At 71.6% G+C, this 15,099-nt stretch carries 16 protein-coding genes; 3 read left to right on the top strand and 13 right to left on the bottom strand.

The window, feature by feature from the left end:
* Positions 1-70 precede the first annotated feature (70 nt).
* From fbaA to ACFW22_RS17420, 7 genes are all read right to left on the bottom strand, one after another.
* The gene (gene fbaA / locus ACFW22_RS17450; RefSeq protein WP_030206146.1) at positions 71-1,093 is read right to left on the bottom strand and encodes a class II fructose-bisphosphate aldolase; all 1,023 of its coding nucleotides are present in this window, start codon (positions 1,091-1,093) and stop codon (positions 71-73) included.
* Between the two features lie 222 nt (positions 1,094-1,315).
* Positions 1,316-1,855, bottom strand: coding sequence for an orotate phosphoribosyltransferase (gene pyrE / locus ACFW22_RS17445; RefSeq protein ID WP_386404752.1), 540 nt, complete (start codon positions 1,853-1,855; stop codon positions 1,316-1,318).
* Between the two features lie 10 nt (positions 1,856-1,865).
* Positions 1,866-2,690, bottom strand: coding sequence for an aldose 1-epimerase (locus ACFW22_RS17440; RefSeq protein ID WP_386404982.1), 825 nt, complete (start codon positions 2,688-2,690; stop codon positions 1,866-1,868).
* Positions 2,691-2,889: 199 nt separating this feature from the next.
* Complete coding sequence (locus tag ACFW22_RS17435; RefSeq protein WP_386404749.1) at positions 2,890-3,714, bottom strand: SRPBCC domain-containing protein; 825 nt, start codon at positions 3,712-3,714, stop codon at positions 2,890-2,892.
* Positions 3,715-3,779: 65 nt separating this feature from the next.
* On the bottom strand, positions 3,780-5,570 hold the full coding sequence (locus tag ACFW22_RS17430; RefSeq protein ID WP_386404746.1) for a spermidine synthase: 1,791 nt from the start codon (positions 5,568-5,570) through the stop codon (positions 3,780-3,782).
* Between the two features lie 75 nt (positions 5,571-5,645).
* The gene (locus ACFW22_RS17425) at positions 5,646-6,164 is read right to left on the bottom strand and encodes a DUF2617 family protein (RefSeq protein ID WP_386404743.1); all 519 of its coding nucleotides are present in this window, start codon (positions 6,162-6,164) and stop codon (positions 5,646-5,648) included.
* Positions 6,165-6,442: 278 nt separating this feature from the next.
* On the bottom strand, positions 6,443-6,754 hold the full coding sequence (locus ACFW22_RS17420) for a hypothetical protein (protein WP_386404739.1): 312 nt from the start codon (positions 6,752-6,754) through the stop codon (positions 6,443-6,445).
* A 117-nt stretch (positions 6,755-6,871) separates the two neighbouring features.
* Between ACFW22_RS17420 and ACFW22_RS17415 the strand changes: the two genes are divergently transcribed.
* The 3 genes from ACFW22_RS17415 to ACFW22_RS17405 all read left to right on the top strand — a co-directional run bounded on the left by ACFW22_RS17415 (position 6,872) and on the right by ACFW22_RS17405 (position 8,740).
* Positions 6,872-8,047 (top strand): pyridoxal phosphate-dependent aminotransferase, encoded by a 1,176-nt coding sequence (locus ACFW22_RS17415; RefSeq protein ID WP_386404736.1) that lies wholly within the window; start codon positions 6,872-6,874, stop codon positions 8,045-8,047.
* A 165-nt stretch (positions 8,048-8,212) separates the two neighbouring features.
* The gene (locus tag ACFW22_RS17410) at positions 8,213-8,470 is read left to right on the top strand and encodes a type II toxin-antitoxin system Phd/YefM family antitoxin (RefSeq protein ID WP_384871089.1); all 258 of its coding nucleotides are present in this window, start codon (positions 8,213-8,215) and stop codon (positions 8,468-8,470) included.
* Positions 8,471-8,479: 9 nt separating this feature from the next.
* Positions 8,480-8,740 carry a Txe/YoeB family addiction module toxin gene (locus ACFW22_RS17405; protein ID WP_384871086.1) on the top strand — a complete coding sequence of 87 codons (261 nt, stop codon included), beginning with the start codon at positions 8,480-8,482 and terminating at the stop codon, positions 8,738-8,740.
* A gap of 605 nt (positions 8,741-9,345) precedes the next feature.
* Here the strand turns inward: ACFW22_RS17405 and ACFW22_RS17400 are convergent.
* From ACFW22_RS17400 to ACFW22_RS17375, 6 genes are all read right to left on the bottom strand, one after another.
* A complete protein-coding gene (locus ACFW22_RS17400) occupies positions 9,346-11,433 on the bottom strand; it encodes a hypothetical protein (protein WP_386404732.1) in 2,088 nt (695 codons plus the stop codon).
* A gap of 137 nt (positions 11,434-11,570) precedes the next feature.
* Positions 11,571-11,876, bottom strand: a complete 306-nt coding sequence (locus ACFW22_RS17395; RefSeq protein WP_386404729.1) for a hypothetical protein — start codon at positions 11,874-11,876, stop codon at positions 11,571-11,573.
* Between the two features lie 13 nt (positions 11,877-11,889).
* Positions 11,890-13,125, bottom strand: coding sequence for an MAB_1171c family putative transporter (locus ACFW22_RS17390; RefSeq protein WP_386404726.1), 1,236 nt, complete (start codon positions 13,123-13,125; stop codon positions 11,890-11,892).
* Positions 13,122-13,652 (bottom strand): hypothetical protein, encoded by a 531-nt coding sequence (locus ACFW22_RS17385; RefSeq protein ID WP_386404723.1) that lies wholly within the window; start codon positions 13,650-13,652, stop codon positions 13,122-13,124. Before ACFW22_RS17385 ends, ACFW22_RS17390 begins: the two co-directional genes overlap by 4 nt.
* 122 nt (positions 13,653-13,774) lie before the next feature.
* Positions 13,775-14,239 carry a helix-turn-helix domain-containing protein gene (locus tag ACFW22_RS17380; protein ID WP_386404720.1) on the bottom strand — a complete coding sequence of 155 codons (465 nt, stop codon included), beginning with the start codon at positions 14,237-14,239 and terminating at the stop codon, positions 13,775-13,777.
* A gap of 143 nt (positions 14,240-14,382) precedes the next feature.
* Entirely contained in the window at positions 14,383-14,916 is a 534-nt protein-coding gene (locus tag ACFW22_RS17375; protein WP_386404717.1) for a hypothetical protein, read from the bottom strand.
* Positions 14,917-15,099: the final 183 nt, after the last annotated feature.

Here is a 15,099-nt window from a genome sequence, read left to right as displayed (position 1 = left end):
GTCGACGCACGGGGCCCGGCACCTCGGGAGGTGCCGGGCCCGTCGCTCACACGTGCCTTCTGGTCCGTGCTTACTTCAGCTTGGTGCCGGTCGAGCGGAGCGCGGCGCACGCCTCGGTCACCCGGACGGCCATGCCGGCCTCGGCCAGCTTGCCCCAGGTGCGCGGGTCGTAGGTGGACTTCTTGCCGACCTCGCCGTCGACCTTCAGGACGCCGTCGTAGTTGCGGAACATGTGGTCCACGACCGGACGGGTGAAGGCGTACTGGGTGTCGGTGTCGAGGTTCATCTTCACGACGCCGTTCTCGAGCGCGGTCGCGATCTCCTCGGCCGTGGAGCCCGAGCCGCCGTGGAAGACGAAGTCGAACGGGTCGGCCTTGCCGAACTTGGCGGCGACACCCGCCTGGAGGTCCTTGAGCAGCTCGGGGCGGAGCACGACGTTGCCCGGCTTGTAGACGCCGTGCACATTGCCGAAGGACGCGGCGAGCAGGTAGCGGCCCTTCTCGCCCAGGCCGAGGGCCTCGGCGGTGCGGATGGCGTCGTCGACGGTGGTGTAGAGCTCGTCGTTGATCTCGTGGCTGACGCCGTCCTCCTCGCCACCGGTCGGGGTGATCTCGACCTCAAGGATGATCTTGGCGGCGGCGGCCTTCGCGAGCAGCTCCTGGCCGATGGCCAGGTTGTCGGCGAGGGTCTCGGCGGAGCCGTCCCACATGTGCGACTGGAACAGCGGGTTCTCACCGCGGGCGACGCGCTCGGCGGAGATGTCGAGCAGCGGACGGACGTAGCCGTCCAGCTTGTCCTTCGGGCAGTGGTCGGTGTGGAGGGCGACCGTGATGTCGTACTTCGCGGCGACGATGTGTGCGAACTCGGCCAGGGCAACGGCGCCCGTGACCATGTCCTTGTTGTACTGACCGCCCAGGAACTCGGCACCGCCGGTCGAGATCTGGATGATGCCGTCGCTCTCGGCCTCCGCGAAGCCGCGCAGAGCAGCGTGCAGGGTCTGGGACGAGGTCACGTTGATGGCCGGGTAGGCGAACTTGCCTGCCTTCGCCCGGTCGAGCATCTCGTTGTAGACCTCGGGGGTTGCGATGGGCATTCGTCCGCTCCTTGTGATGTGCGGGGTGTGTGCGTTGCTGTCCCTGACCTAGGGGCGACGTCATCGTCGCGGCCCATCTTTCCAGACTCTTGTGTGGGCTCCCACGGTCACGGCACGACAAGGGGCGGGGGGTTTCACGTGAAACCCCCCACCCCTTGACAAAGATGCAGGTCAGGACCGTTTCTCCGGGAGTCCGGGACCTAAGTCACGACTTCGCGGCGGTTACGCCAGGCCGAGATCGTCCAGCTGGTAACCGGTGAGGTAGGTGAGGCCCGCCCCGGCGATGGCGTCGGCCGCGCCCCGGTCCACGATCGTGGCCACGGCCACGACCTCGCCGCCCGCCTCACGGACGGCCTCCACCGCGGTCAGCGGCGAACCACCGGTGGTGGAGGTGTCCTCGACCACCAGGCAGCGGCGGCCCTTGACGTCCGTGCCCTCGATCCGGCGCTGCATCCCGTGCGCCTTCTGCGCCTTGCGCACGACGAAGGCGTCGAGGCGCTGTCCGCGTGCGGCGGAGGCGTGGAGCATCGAGGTCGCGACCGGGTCGGCGCCGAGGGTGAGCCCACCGACGCAGTCGAAGTCCAGGTCGGCCGTGAGGTCGAGCATGACCTGCCCGACCATCGGCGCGGCCTCGCCGTCCAGCGTGATGCGACGCAGGTCGATGTAGTAGTCGGCTTCCAGACCCGAGGAGAGGGTCACCTTGCCGTGCACCACGGCCTTGTCCTTGATCTGCTGGAGCAGCTCAGCGCGTACGTCAGTCATGACCAGCAGCTTAGAGCCGTCGCCAGGTCCAGGTGCTCTCGACCTCCAGGGGGTCGATCGGGGTGACCAGGCGCGGCAGGGTGTTGAGCCCGTTCGGCGGACCGGACTGCGGTTCGACGCAGACGGCCTCGGCGGGCTCGTCGTAGATCACGACCCACTCGGCCCGGCTGGCGACCTCCAGCTCCAGCTCGCCCGGCCACGTGAGGGTGACGTCGACGCCGTCGGGCATGCCGAAGCAGTCGTCCCAGACGCCGGGAGCAGGGTGTCCCTCGCGTGCGCGGAGCAGGGCGCTCGGGGAGGGGTCGATGCGACGACCGGTGGGAAGGTGGTTCTCCCCGCGCTCCTCCTGCCAGGCGGGGGTGAAGTCGATCCGCACGTCCTGGCCGCCCCCGCCGAGGTTGCGCAGGAACCAGGGGTGCCAACCGGCCTGCGCCGGGAAGGAGTCCTCCTGGGTCTCGACGCCGAAACGGAGGGTGAGGGAGTCCTCGGCCAGTTCGAAGACCTGGGTGACCACGCCCCGGTACGGCCACGGGGCCCCGAGCTCACAGGTGAACACGGCCTCGGCCGCAGAGCTCCGGGCGGTCTTCCAGGCGAGCTCGCGGACGGTGCCGTGAATCGCGTGCGGGGGCGCGTTGAGCGGAAGTCGGTGTGTGGTGACGCCGTTGCGGAAGCGGCCGTTCTCGGTCCGCCCGCACCAGGGCGCCATCGGGAAGGCTCCGTACCGTTCGCCCTGGCGCAGCACCTCGGTTCCGCCGATGCGCAGGCTCTCGATCCGGCAGCCGTGCTCGGGGTTGATGGTCAACTCGGCGTCGCCCGCCGTCAGTCGCGTCTGCATGCTCACCCCCACGACCCTAATCGTGCGGCACCGGGAACGGGGGCGGCCGTGCCGACGAGGGCGCGGAGGCCCCGACGCCGTCCGGGGCGGCGGAGGCGTCCGGGACGGCGGAGGCGTCCGGGACGGCGGAGGCGTCGACCGTCCGACGGCCGGCAGGACGGAGCTTCCCCGGCCCCGGGGCGGCCCGTGGTCCGCCGGTTCAGCGACGGCGGCGCAGCGCTCGGCCGACGACGACGGCGGAAGCGAGCGCGAGGGCCGCGGCCGGTGCGATCCAGCGCAGCGTGGCGCCGGCGCTCATCGCCTCGGGAGCGGGCACGGGGGCGTACCGGCCGCGCGGCGGTGCGTGGTCGACCTCCTCGGCGCTCCGTCCGATCATGGTCCGGCGGGCATGGGCGGCCTCGACCGCGGGCTGTGGGGCGGGGAACTCGATCGAAGCCGAGTCGAGGACCGGTTCGAGGGTGGACGGCGGCACCGGGGCATCGGCTCCGGAGCCCTCCTCGGTCGGCTCCTCCGCCCCGTCGTCGACCCCGTCGTCGGCCCCTTCACCGCCCCCGTCGTCGCTCGCACCGGCCCGGACGGCATCCGGCTCCACCGGCTCTCCGGCCAGCGCGGCCAGGGCCTCCACGAACTTGTCGAGCAGCTTGGCAGCCGCTGCGGAGCGTGCTTCCCCGGTCGCCTCGGCAAGCCGCCCGTCCGCCGTGAGCGCACCGGTGAAGCTGAGGCTGGTGCCCTCGGCCACCGGAGTGAGGACGACGGTGAGGGACAACTCGGCCGACCCCTTGCCGCGGGCTTCGGTGCCCTGGCCCTCGTAGGTGATGGCACCGTCCCGTTCGACGACCCGCAGGGCACCCCGATAGGTGATGGTGTTGCCGCCCACCCGCACCTTGAGCCGGCCCGTGAGCGGGACCGCCTCCACGTCGGCGTCCTGTTGGAGACCGGGCACGCAGCGCACCACGCGGGCCGGGTCCGCCAGCGTCACGCGCAGGGCTTCGGACGGGACCGGAACGAACACCTCATGCTCCATGGAAACCGAGCCTACTCAGGAGGGGGCGCGGAGTCGCCTGTTTGTCCTCGGGGGTGTCCCGCCGGTCAGGCGCCGTACCGGGGGTGCACGAGGGTCGACGGGGGCGGTGCGGCACCGCGGGTCCGCTCGGCCCGGCCTGCCGCGGCCTCCAGACTGCCCGGGCCGAGGGAGCGCAGCCGGGGCGCATCGGGGGCGAGGCCGAGGGCGGGCGGGCGGTCGCCCCGCACGGCGAGGAGGAAGCCCCAGTCGCCCGGGCCGCGCCCGGTGCCGCTGACGCGGTCGGCGCGATCGGGTCCGGCGGCGAAGCCGGGAGTGCGCCCGCTCGCGCTGTACGGGCGGGTCGCGAAGCCGACGGCGCGCAGGGTGGCGTCGACGGTCCAGTAGGTGCGCGGCCGGTCGGTGGCCGACCCGGCGTGCACCACGAACCGTCCCGAGTCGGCCAGGACCCGTGCCACCAGGCCGTAGAACTCCTCCGAGTAGAGCTTGGCGCTGGGGGTGATGCCCGGGTCGGGCAGATCGGAGACCACCACGTCGTACCGTTCCTGCAGAAGGGTGACGGCACTCCTCAACCAGTGGAAGGCGTCCGCGTGGACCACTCGGACGCGCGGGTCGCGAAAGGCCCGTGCGTTGAGCGCGGCGAGCGCCGGGTCGGTGCGGGCGAGGCGGACGACCCCCGGGTCGAGCTCGACGACGGTGACGGAGCGCACTCCGGGGTAGCGCAGGACCTCGCGCGCGGCCATGCCGTCGCCACCGCCCACGATCAGCACGCGTGCGTGCGCGCCGTTCATCGCGGGGTGGACGAGCGCCTCGTGGTAGCGGTACTCGTCCCTGCCGGAGACCCTCAGACGCCCGTCGAGGAACAGGTCGGGCAGCTCCTGGCCGCCCCCGGTCACCACGACTTCCTGGAAGTCGGTGTGCATGGCGACGCGCACCCGCTCCCCGTACACGGCCCGGCGCGCGGCCTGTTCGAAGTGGTCGACGAGGACGGTGGCCGTGCCGAGGACGGCGAGCACGACCAGGTTCACCGCCAGGAGCAGCGACCGGGAGCGGCGGGTGAGGTCGCGGCGGAACACCCAGAGGACGAGGCCGCCGCCCGCGATCGCGTTGACCGCGCCGGTGACGAGCGCGCCGGTGAGCTGGCCGAGCCAGGGCAGCAGCAGGAAGGGGAAGGCGAGGCCGCCGACCAGGGCACCGACGTAGTCGGCGGCGAAGAGGTCGGCGACCGTCCCGGCGGCGTCGTCCTGTTCCCCCGGCGAAGCCTCGCTGCGAGGGCGTCCGGACCGCCCCCGGCCTGCCGCGCGGAAGCGCCGCGCCCTGCCACGGGGCCCCGACAGGCGGAACCGGCCTGACCGGGCGGGTTCGCCGGAGCGCAGGGAACGCCGGGCCGGATCGGTCCGGCCTGCGGGTCGCTGTATGAGCGACATCAGGAGGGGGATCTCCGCGCCGATGAGCACCCCGATCGCGAGCGAGAACGCCACCAGCACGTAGCGTGATTCGCCGAGCCAGGCGAAGGCCGCGTACAACACCATCGCCGAGCAGCCGCCGACCAGCGCGAGCCCGGCCTCGACCAGGCCGAAGCCGACGGCGGCACGGCACCGCAGCCGCTTGGCGAGGAGCGACCCCACTCCCATCGCGAACACCATCACGGAGAGCACGACGGATGCCTGGGTGACGGAATCGCCGATCAAGTAAGAGGCCAGCGCGACCAGTTCGAGCTCGTAGACCAGGCCGCAGGCGGCGCAGACGAAGACGACCGCGAGGACCGGGAAGCGAACCGTCTCGCGCGATCGCTCGGCCCGCCGCACGGGTGGCCGCCGGACCCGCTCGGGCGGCACGGTCACGGTCGGCTCGATCATGACCGTAACGCTACGTCACGACACGTGCGCCTCTTGTCACCCACACGAGTGCACATGGGCGTGCAAGAGGGCGCATCAGAGCGTGGCGGGCATGCGCGCGCCGATGCGGGTCCTGGTCACCACCAACTGGCCCTCCTGCGGGTAGGCGTGCCAGGTGCGCCAGTGCACCTGGCTCTCGTGGCGCTGGGCCAGCATCGCCGTGAAGGCGTGCGGGGAGCCCGGGAAGGTCCCGGCCAGCCCGTGCGGATGGTCGGCGACGAGCGCGAGCAGTTCCTGTGCACGCCCCGCGAAGGAACCCGGCGACAGGGTCTCGACGTGCGCGGCGAATTCGTATTCCCATTCGCCGACGCGCTTGGACACGCCGAGCGGGAGCGGGGTGCTGCTTCCGGGCATGCAGGCCACGGTCTCCGAGCAGTGCCGCCCCGCCTCCTCCAGAAGGACCTGATGGGAAGCGCCGAGCAGCCGCAACTGCAGCGTGGCGCCGGCGAGTTCGAGGTCGAGAACGGCAAGCGCGGGCAGCGGCTCGCGCCCGAGGGCCCAGGCCAGGTCGGCCGCACGCGTATCGGTGTAGGAGGTCTTCAGGGTGGTGAGCATGGGTCGGCTCCGCAAACACGGTTTGACGGGTGGGCCGGGGGCGCCCCGGAGAAGGTTCTACGGGAGTGGGGAATCGCCGGCTCGGGTCCACACACGGTCCGAGGGCTGTCTCTGTCAGGAGCGAGAGAACCACGGACCTCGGGCGACTCGCAGCGTTTTTACCCAACTTGCCGTGGTTTCCAACCCCTTCGGGGACCCCACAGTTCACTTGTTCAATCGAAGTCGATCGACATGTCCGCACCAACGACTGGCCCCGCCGACCACGGGGCGCCGAGGACTCAGCAACCACCGCCACAACTGGAGCCGCAGGAGCTGCTGCTCGACCCGCAGGAACTGCTGCTGGAGCCGCAGGAGCTGCTGCTCGACCCGCAGGAACTGCTCCCGCCGTCGACCCAGGCGCCGCTGCCCGCCCGTCCCCCGGTCCGGCTGACGGACCGCAGGGCGGGCCGCGCGGCGGGCCGGCCTGCCGACCGCACGGCGGAACGGCTGACCGGCCGCAGGGCGGGCCGCTTGCGGCCGTGCCGGCGCAGGACGTGGAAGAGCAGGCCCGCGAAGGCCAGCGCCGCGATGACCAATCCGATGATTTCCATGGGTGGTACCCCCCATTCTTCTGTACGGGTGGGATGCCCCGGCCCTCACGCGGCCAAAGCCGACTTGAGCAACTCCAGAGCTTGGCCCCGGAGGGACTTGGCCCCAGGATGGCGGTCATGACACGACCGCTGCTCAATCGCCGCCTCGCCGAGTTCGGAACGACGATCTTCGCGGAGATGTCCGCGCTCGCCGCCAGGACCGGGGCGATCAACCTCGGCCAGGGTTTTCCCGACACCGACGGCCCCGAGGAGATCAGGGAAGCAGCGGTCCGCGCCCTGCACGACGGTCGCGGGAACCAGTACCCGCCGGGCCCCGGCGTCCCGGAACTGCGCCGGGCGGTCGCCGACCACCAGCGCCGCTTCTACGGCCTGGGGTACGACCCCGACACGGAGGTCCTGGTCACCGCGGGCGCGACCGAGGCCATCGCCGCCGCCCTGCTCGCCCTCGTCGAGCCCGGCGACGAGGTCATCGCCCTGGAGCCGTACTACGACTCGTACGCCGCCTGCATCGCGATGGCCGGAGGCACCCGCGTCCCCGTCACCCTCCGCCCCCACGGGGACTCCTACGTCCTCGACCTCGACGAACTGCGGGCCGCCGTCACCGACCGGACCCGGCTGATCCTGCTCAACACCCCGCACAACCCGACCGGGACGGTCCTCACCCGGGCCGAGCTGACCGCCGTGGCCGAGCTCGCGGTCGAACGGGACCTCCTGGTCGTCACGGACGAGGTCTACGAGCACCTCGTCTTCGACGGTGCCGAGCACCTCCCCCTCGCGACCCTGCCCGGCATGCGCGAGCGCACCGTCACCATCTCCTCTGCCGGCAAGACCTTCTCCTTCACCGGATGGAAGGTCGGCTGGGTGACCAGTACCCAGGAACTCGTCACCGCCGTCCGGTCGGCGAAGCAGTTCCTGACCTATGTCGCCTCCGGCCCTTTCCAGTACGCCGTCGCCGAAGCCCTGCGGCTGCCCGACACGTACTTCAATGCCTTCCGCGAGGACCTGCGGGCCAAGCGGGACCTGCTGTGTACGGGACTGGCCGACGCGGGCTTCGGGGTCTTCCGGCCGGCCGGAACGTACTTCGTCACCGCCGACATCCGCCCGCTCGGCGAGAGCGACGGCATTGGCTTCTGCCGGTCCCTCCCGAAGCGCGCGGGTGTGGTCGCGATCCCCAACGCAGTCTTCTACGACGACACCGAGGCGGGCACCCCCTATGTCCGGTTCGCGTTCTGCAAACGCACCGAGGTGCTGATGGACGCGACGGAACGGCTCCGCACGGCGTTCGCGCACTGACCGCCGCCCTACGGGGCCGGTCGTCGCACTCCTCGTCACCGGCCGGCCCTCACCCGTCCGGATCTTTCGGGCCGGAGTCCCGCCCGCTCGCAGCCGTCATCCTGGCGCTTGCCCACACCGCAGGGATAGACGTACAATTTCTTGTACGTGAAGGGAGGGTCGATCATGAAGACCATGACGTATTCCGAGTCGCGCGCGCGGTACGCCGAGGTGCTCAACTCCGTCACCGACGACCGCGAAGAGGTCGTTATCACCCGGGCCGGACACGAGCCGGTCGTCATCGTCTCCCTTGAGGACTACGAGTCCCTGAAGGAGACGGCGTACCTGCTGCGAAGCCCGGCGAACGCCCGGCGCCTGCTCGCGTCCATCGACGAGCTGGAGAGCGGCGGCGGCACCGTACGCGAGCTGACGACCGACGCATAAGGGCCGCGAATGAAGATCACCTTCTCCTCCCGTGCATGGGAGGACTACCTGTGGTGGCAGCTTCAGGACCGGAAGATCCTGAAGCGCATCAATACGCTCATCGCGGACATCGCCCGGAGCGGCAACGAGGGGATCGGCAAACCGGAACCGCTCAAGCACGGATTCCAGGGCTATTGGTCGCGCCGCATCAACGACGAGCACCGACTGATCTACAAGGCCACCGAGGATGGCGTCCTGATCGCTCAGTGCCGCTACCACTACGAGAGCTGACACGGCTCAAGGACCGAGCAGAGCCCCTGCCGGTCCCAAACACGCCGCCGCCCTCTGCTACCAGGTCGCCCGGCTCCTGGACGGCGACCCCTTCGTGCTGCTGCTCCTGCGGGGCCGCGGCGAGCGGAAGTTGATCGACGAGCTCGGCCGCCGCAACACCACCCGCGCCGCCTCCGAAGCCGCCACGTCCACGGCGACCGCAAGTGCGGGCCCGGCCGCGCTCCCGGCCCGGCCAGGTGATCCAGCCGGCCCTGCCTTCAGCGCCCGTGGCGCGCTGCCGCCCCTGCCCGATCCGCCGCCGCTTGCCGACCGGCCCGGCAGTGGCCCCGCGCTGGTGGATTCCGCCGTGCCTGAGCCCGGTGTGGCCCCGGCCGCCCTCGAGCTGCTCGCCGCCGACGCCGCGACGCGCGCCCACCATCTCCTCGCCGGAGCTCGCGGCGCACGGCACGCCGACACCGCCCCACCCGCCTTCGCCGCCTCTCGTCCTGAACGCCAGGCGGCATACCCAGCCGAGGACGTACGGCGCCGGAACTCGCCTGTTGTCCAGGCTCCTCGCCGGTGCCGGTCTTCCCGGCACCGGCGGCCATGGGCGATGCCGTCGTCGGTCAGCGGCGCCGCTTGCGACCGCTCCTGCCGGCGGGGCGCGCCCGCTTGTGGGCGCGGCCGGGACGGGCGGCAGGTGCGCGCAGCACTTCGGCAGCCAACCGGCCGAGCTCCTCCATACCGGCCCGGTCGGGGTGCGCGGAGTCCAACGCGGCGGCGATCGCGTCCCTGATCTCCGGACCCTGGGCTCGCAGCGCCTCCTCGGCGCCACCCGAGCCGCCCGCCAGCTCCACGAGCTGGAGCAGGTTCTCTGCGAGCACCAGCAGGTGCTCGGTGTCGGTCATGTCTTCCGGAGACAGCAGCTCTCGCTGTGCCAGCGTGTTCAGTGCCAGCGGCGCGAGCTGGGGATCGCGGCGCAGCGTGCGCAGCAGCCGCTCGCCCTCGCCGTCCGGCAGCGCCGTCCACAGCGCGCCGAGCATCGCCTGCGCACGCGTGCGAAAAGCCATGGCTCTTACCGCGTCGGTCAGTTGCCGCAGTGCTGCCTCCCGCTCACCGCGCGCCGCGATCCAGCCGGCCAACTCCGCCTGGGCGGCATCCGGCGGGTATTCCTCGGCCAGCACTCCCAGCAGCCCGCCCGCCGACGCCTGGGCCAGTTCACCGATCAGGGGTGCGTCGCGGCCGTCGGCCAACAGCCGCTGCCGTACGGCCCGAGTGCCGAGATCGGTGAGGCGGATGAGCTCAACCGGCCCGGCGGTCAGCTCCTCGCGCCGCCGCTCAGCCCGCTCCCGCGCCACCGGGTCCGGGGTCCGGTCTGCGACGCCCAGCAGTTGTGCCACCTCCGGCGGCATGTCCGGGGGCAGCTCCGGTCCGGCGGCGGAGAGGTCGACGTCGAGGAACACCGGGTCGGCCATCCCCCGGTCGCGCTCGATCGCGCCCAGGTCGTCCAGCAGATCGAGCACGGTGTGCAGGTCCCGGTCGGCGTGCTCGAACCACATCCGGTGCTGGAGGTCCGACCCGCCGTCGAGCTGGAGGGAGGCCCGGTAGACCAGGTGCACCGTGTCTCGCAGCCGGGGCCAGGGCATCGGGTACGGCAGGCTGTAGAGCGTGTTCAGCACATCTCCCAGCACGTCCTCGTAGACATCGAAGAGCATCGACTCGACGTGCCAGCCGCTGCGTGCCCCGATCAGGGCCTGCCGCAGCTCGAAGCACGCGTCGAAGGCGCGCAGCCACATCCGAAGCGGGTCGGCCAGCAGCGGACGGGACCTGGCCACCGCGTACAGGCGCCCTTTGACCACCCGGACCAGTCGCGCCTTCTTCGCCCACTCCGTCAGCAGTCCCAGCCGTGGCAGGTCTGCCGAGGAGCGCACCCCGTCGGTCTTGTCCCCGGTGCCAAGTGCGTCCACCAAGTCGCGGGCATCGGCCATCCGCAGCCGTCCCGTCGCCGTCACGGGGCGGCCGTCCTGTCCCGCCCACTCGGTGAGCCCATGCAACTGCACCACGGTCTTCGACGCCTCTGCCCGTCGGCGCAGTTCGTCGTCCTCGGGCAGTGCGACGGGCAGCTGCGGCTCGGCACGGGCCGAGCCGGACAGCGCGCGACCGCTCAGCCGCCGTTCCATGATCGCGTCAAGGGCCCGCTCGTCGTAAGCGGCTTCTCCGCGCCGCGCCCGGTCCGCGAAGCGCTGCATCGCCGCCCCGTCCCGGACGTCCACGCTCTGCTCGGCGGCCGTCGTCGCCCAGAACTTCGCCAGACCCCAGCGAGTGCGGTCCGCCATCGCAGCCGGGTGCTGCTCCGCAACCTTGTCGACCGCGGCGAGGCATTCCTGGAGTGCGGGGCCGCGCGGGTCCGCCAACCGCTCGGCGTGCACATAGCGCAGCAGTGTGCGCAGTGTGCCTGGGGCGTCGGAGCGTTCCTCCCCAGGGAGCTCGGTGACGTTCTGGGGCAGCCAGGTGAGCAGGAGCTCCTCCACGTGGCGCGGCTGCCACAGACCCAGTCGGCCGTCGGCGGTCGCTCGGTGCCGGTAGTCCAGAATCGCCTCGGCCGTGAACCCGTCCACCGGCTGCCCCTGTTCCCCGGCCCACCGGACCAGGCGGTCGACCAGCAGCCCACGCGCCGCCTCGAACTCCTGCTCGGCCTCCGGCTCGAACCTCATCCGCATGTCGCCCGTCCCGCCTGTCCGCACCAGTGCTCGCGGCAGCACGCTACCGCCGAATCACGGTCGTCGGATCGGCCGCGGACGAACGGCTCCAGCCTCAGGGGGTCGGCCACCGGCCCCCTGGCCGCTGAAGGCTATTCGGTGTCCTTCGGGTGTCGCGGGGAGGCGTACACCAGGATCACGGTCGAGGTATCCGAACTCACCAGGTAGCGGACCCGGCCGGCGCTGGTGACCTCGTACTCCCACTGCTCCAGCTCGGAGCCCTTCCATTCCCTGGTGGCGTGCCTGCCGCGGAGCCGGTGCTGACGGTTCCCGTCGTCACGCGACAACGGGTCGGTGCGCAGCGCCTCAAGGCAACGGTGGGCACTGGGCAGCACCGCGCGGCGCCGTTCCGGTACGCGATCGCCGAGGCGCTGCGCCTGCCGGACGCACGCACGCACCAGGAGTCCTTCGTCAGCGGGCGTTCGCCCCGGCAGTGCCGGTAGGGACGTCCTGGAGCGCGGTGGCGACCCGGATCACCGCGGGGTTCACGAAGGACCGGGCGACCAGTTCCAGCCTGGCTCCCTGCTCCTCCCCGTCGCCGACGTCGTCCGGCTCCGATCCGCTGCCAGCGGGCAGGGGCGTCTCCCGTTCCGGCAGCACGTCCGTGCAGGAACGCTTCCGGTCCAGGGCGCTCCGGAGGCAGACCGCCTCCACCGCCGCGTCCAGTCGTGCGTCCGTCAGTCCGGCGGAGGCCAGACGGCGACGCGCCTCGGCACGGACGGCCCCGTCGCAGAGGGGGGCGAGCACGAGTATCCCGTCGCTGATCTCGATGATCCGCCGGTAGAGGAGCACGTCCGGCGCACCGGACAGCTCGGGCGGCAGGGGCAGGACGACCTCCGGGACGGCCTGCCCGATCGCCTCCCACAGGGGACGGAGGCGGCGCAGTCGGCGACGGCGCCGTCGGGCGCGGCCGAGGTCGACCAGCCCCGGCCAGGCGATGCCGGCCACGATCAGGAGCAGCGTGAGCGCGAGCAGGGTCTGTGTGGTCGCGAGCATCCCTCCGATGCTCAGTGGCCAGAAGTCCCGTTGGCCCGTGACCAGGAAGGCCGCCCGGTGGGCCACGTAGAGGAAGCCCGAGGCGGTGGCCGCGCACAGGAAGTTCAGCGACGTCCTCAGCGGGCCGGGCGGCGCCTGGATCCGGTACCGGTAGCAGAGCCTTCCGGACACGGACATGCCCCAGCCGAGGTAGAGCAGGTAGACGCTCCAGTACGCGTAGATCGGTGTCGTGGGCGCCTGGGTCAGGAAGTGGGCCTCGGCGTCCGGTCGGGGGCTCAGGAAGAAGGCAGTGGACAGGGCCGCCGCCACCACCGGGAGGGAGAGCGTCCGAACGGTGCTCCGGCGGGAGCCGGAAACCGACCCCTCGACGGTGCCCCGGGTGAGGTGGCGGATGAACGCGATGAGGCAGGTCATGGCGGAGAGCGAGAACAGGTGGGTCAGGAGCGTGGTGACGCCCTCCGCCCCGGTGGCCGTCTCCAGCGCCCTGCGGATGCCGGGCACACCGACCGTGATGGACAGCGTGATCAGCGTGACCATGCCGCTGAGCAGCGCGGACCGGGGGTCCTTGGTGAGCGTCCGTCGCAGGGAGTAGACGGTCGCGATCCACAGGGGGCCGAGCAGGACCACTTCGAAGGGGCGGATGACGGTCACTCGGATGCTCCGGGCCCGAGGATGCGGGCCAGCTCGGAGAGTGCGGTGCCGGGTCCGTCGACCGCCTGGGTCCTGGTCCTGCTGTGAATGAGGGTGGCGAGCAGCTCGGCCTCGCGTTCCTGCACTTGGGAGTAGTCGGTTCGACCGCGGGCGAGAAGGCGGCGGACCATGGAGGGGTCGAGGCCGGCGAAGAGCCGTTCGACGCCCAGGGACGCGGTCTCGCCCTCCGTGCTCCCGTGGTCGAGGAGCAGGTGGGCGATCTCGTGGAGGATGATGTGCTTCTGGTGCAGCCCGTGGGTGGACGACTCGTAGAAGATGTGGTCCGTGTCGCCCAGGCTCAGCAGGAGACCGCAGACGCCACTGGTCCGGCCCGCGCCGGCGGGGAGCGGGGAGAGCGTCAGGGTGCGGCCGCGCCGTTCGGAGATGGTCCGGCAGAGTTCGTCGACGGTCTGCGGCCGGTCCAGTCGAAGGCCGTCCAGTATGCGTGCGCACCGCATGTCGAAATCACGCCATGACTCTTGGCGCATCGTGCCCCTCCCCCGACCGCGGTGGGGGTCCGACTGCGAAACGCCCCCTCGCAGACGCGAGTATAGGCAGCCGGGGCGGCGACCGCTGGGGGGTTTGCGCAGGTCGGAGTGTGGGCGCTCGGTCAGTCGGCGCGCGGTTCCGCTGCGTCGGGCGCCGACCGGCCCGTGCGGGCGGCCTGCTCGACCAGGCTACGGACGAGGTCGATCCCCTGCGCGGACGAGGTGGCCACGGCAGCCGCTCGCATGGCCACGGCGCGGACGTCGTGGCGGCGCATGGCACCCAGCAGGGCGAGCTGTGCGATCGTCTGCTCGGCGACGTCGTCGTCGATGAAGTAGGCGACGGGAACGCCGAAGAAGGAGGCGATGGCCCGCAGCGTCCCGATGGTCGGGTTGCTCGCCTTGCCGTTCACGAGCATCGAGAGGCGGCCGACGCTCAAGGACGTGCCGTCGGGTTCGTCGGCGTTCCTGATGCCGTCGACGACCTCCTGCAGCGTGTGGCGCCTCCCCAGCGGCTGGACGTTCTCGAAGAGGTACTCGAGGCGCTCGGCGAGCACCCGCGCTTCGTGGTCTTCCGTGCCGTCCGCCATCGTCCACCCTCCCATCCACGTGGTCCCGTGCCGTGGGGGAAGTATGACCCACCCGAGGGTGGCCTGGTGAAGACCGTGGTCCCGGGCGGCGGGAGCGGCAGATCACCCCGCCGCTCCCGCCGCCCGGTCGCCCTGCAGACGGATCAGACGGCCAGGGCGATCGCTTCCATGGCGCGCGCCTGGCCGGTGGTGCCGACCTGGATGTACGTGCCGGAGACGGCGCCCTGCCAGCCGAGGCCCGACAGGTGTGCCTGGCCTGCGACCTCGCCGGTGCCGACCTTGATCTCCACGGCCTCGATCGGCAGGTTCTTGCCCGTGGTGCCGATGCCGATGACCGTGCCGTCATTGCCGCAGACCCAGGACTGCCACCCGACGTTCCGGACGTGGGCGCGGGCGCACAGGCCGCCCGTGCCCTCCGTGGCGATGTGGAGCGCTTCCAGGTTGCGGGCCTGACCGGTCGTGCCGGCCACGGACCCGTTGCAGACGGCCGCCTGCCAGCCGACGCTCTGGACGTGGGCCGCGTAGCAGATGGCGCGTGACGCGGTGCTGCTCGCCGCGGCGGAAACGACGTCCGACGCCTGGGTCGCGTCCGCTGCGGCGGCGGGCGCGGCACCGGCCAGGGAGCCGCCGAGGGCGAGGGTGGCGGTGGCGAGAGCAGCAGCAATAGACTTGCGCATTTAGTGAATCCCCCGAATGCTGAATGAAGAGTTCTTGCCTGGTGAACATCACCAGATGCGATCATCCTGCCTTCGGGGCGACGCTGGAGTCAATCTTTATTGAAATTACGGCTGGAAAGCTCCCTGCCCTGGAGCGGCCCGCACGCGCAAGAGCCCGGCCGGGACGGTGACCCTGGTGGTCGC

Origin of the sequence: Streptomyces sp. NPDC058872 (assembly GCF_042743065.1) — a bacterium.
Classification (GTDB): domain Bacteria; phylum Actinomycetota; class Actinomycetes; order Streptomycetales; family Streptomycetaceae; genus Streptomyces.
This window is presented reverse-complemented; position numbering and strand designations above follow the sequence as displayed.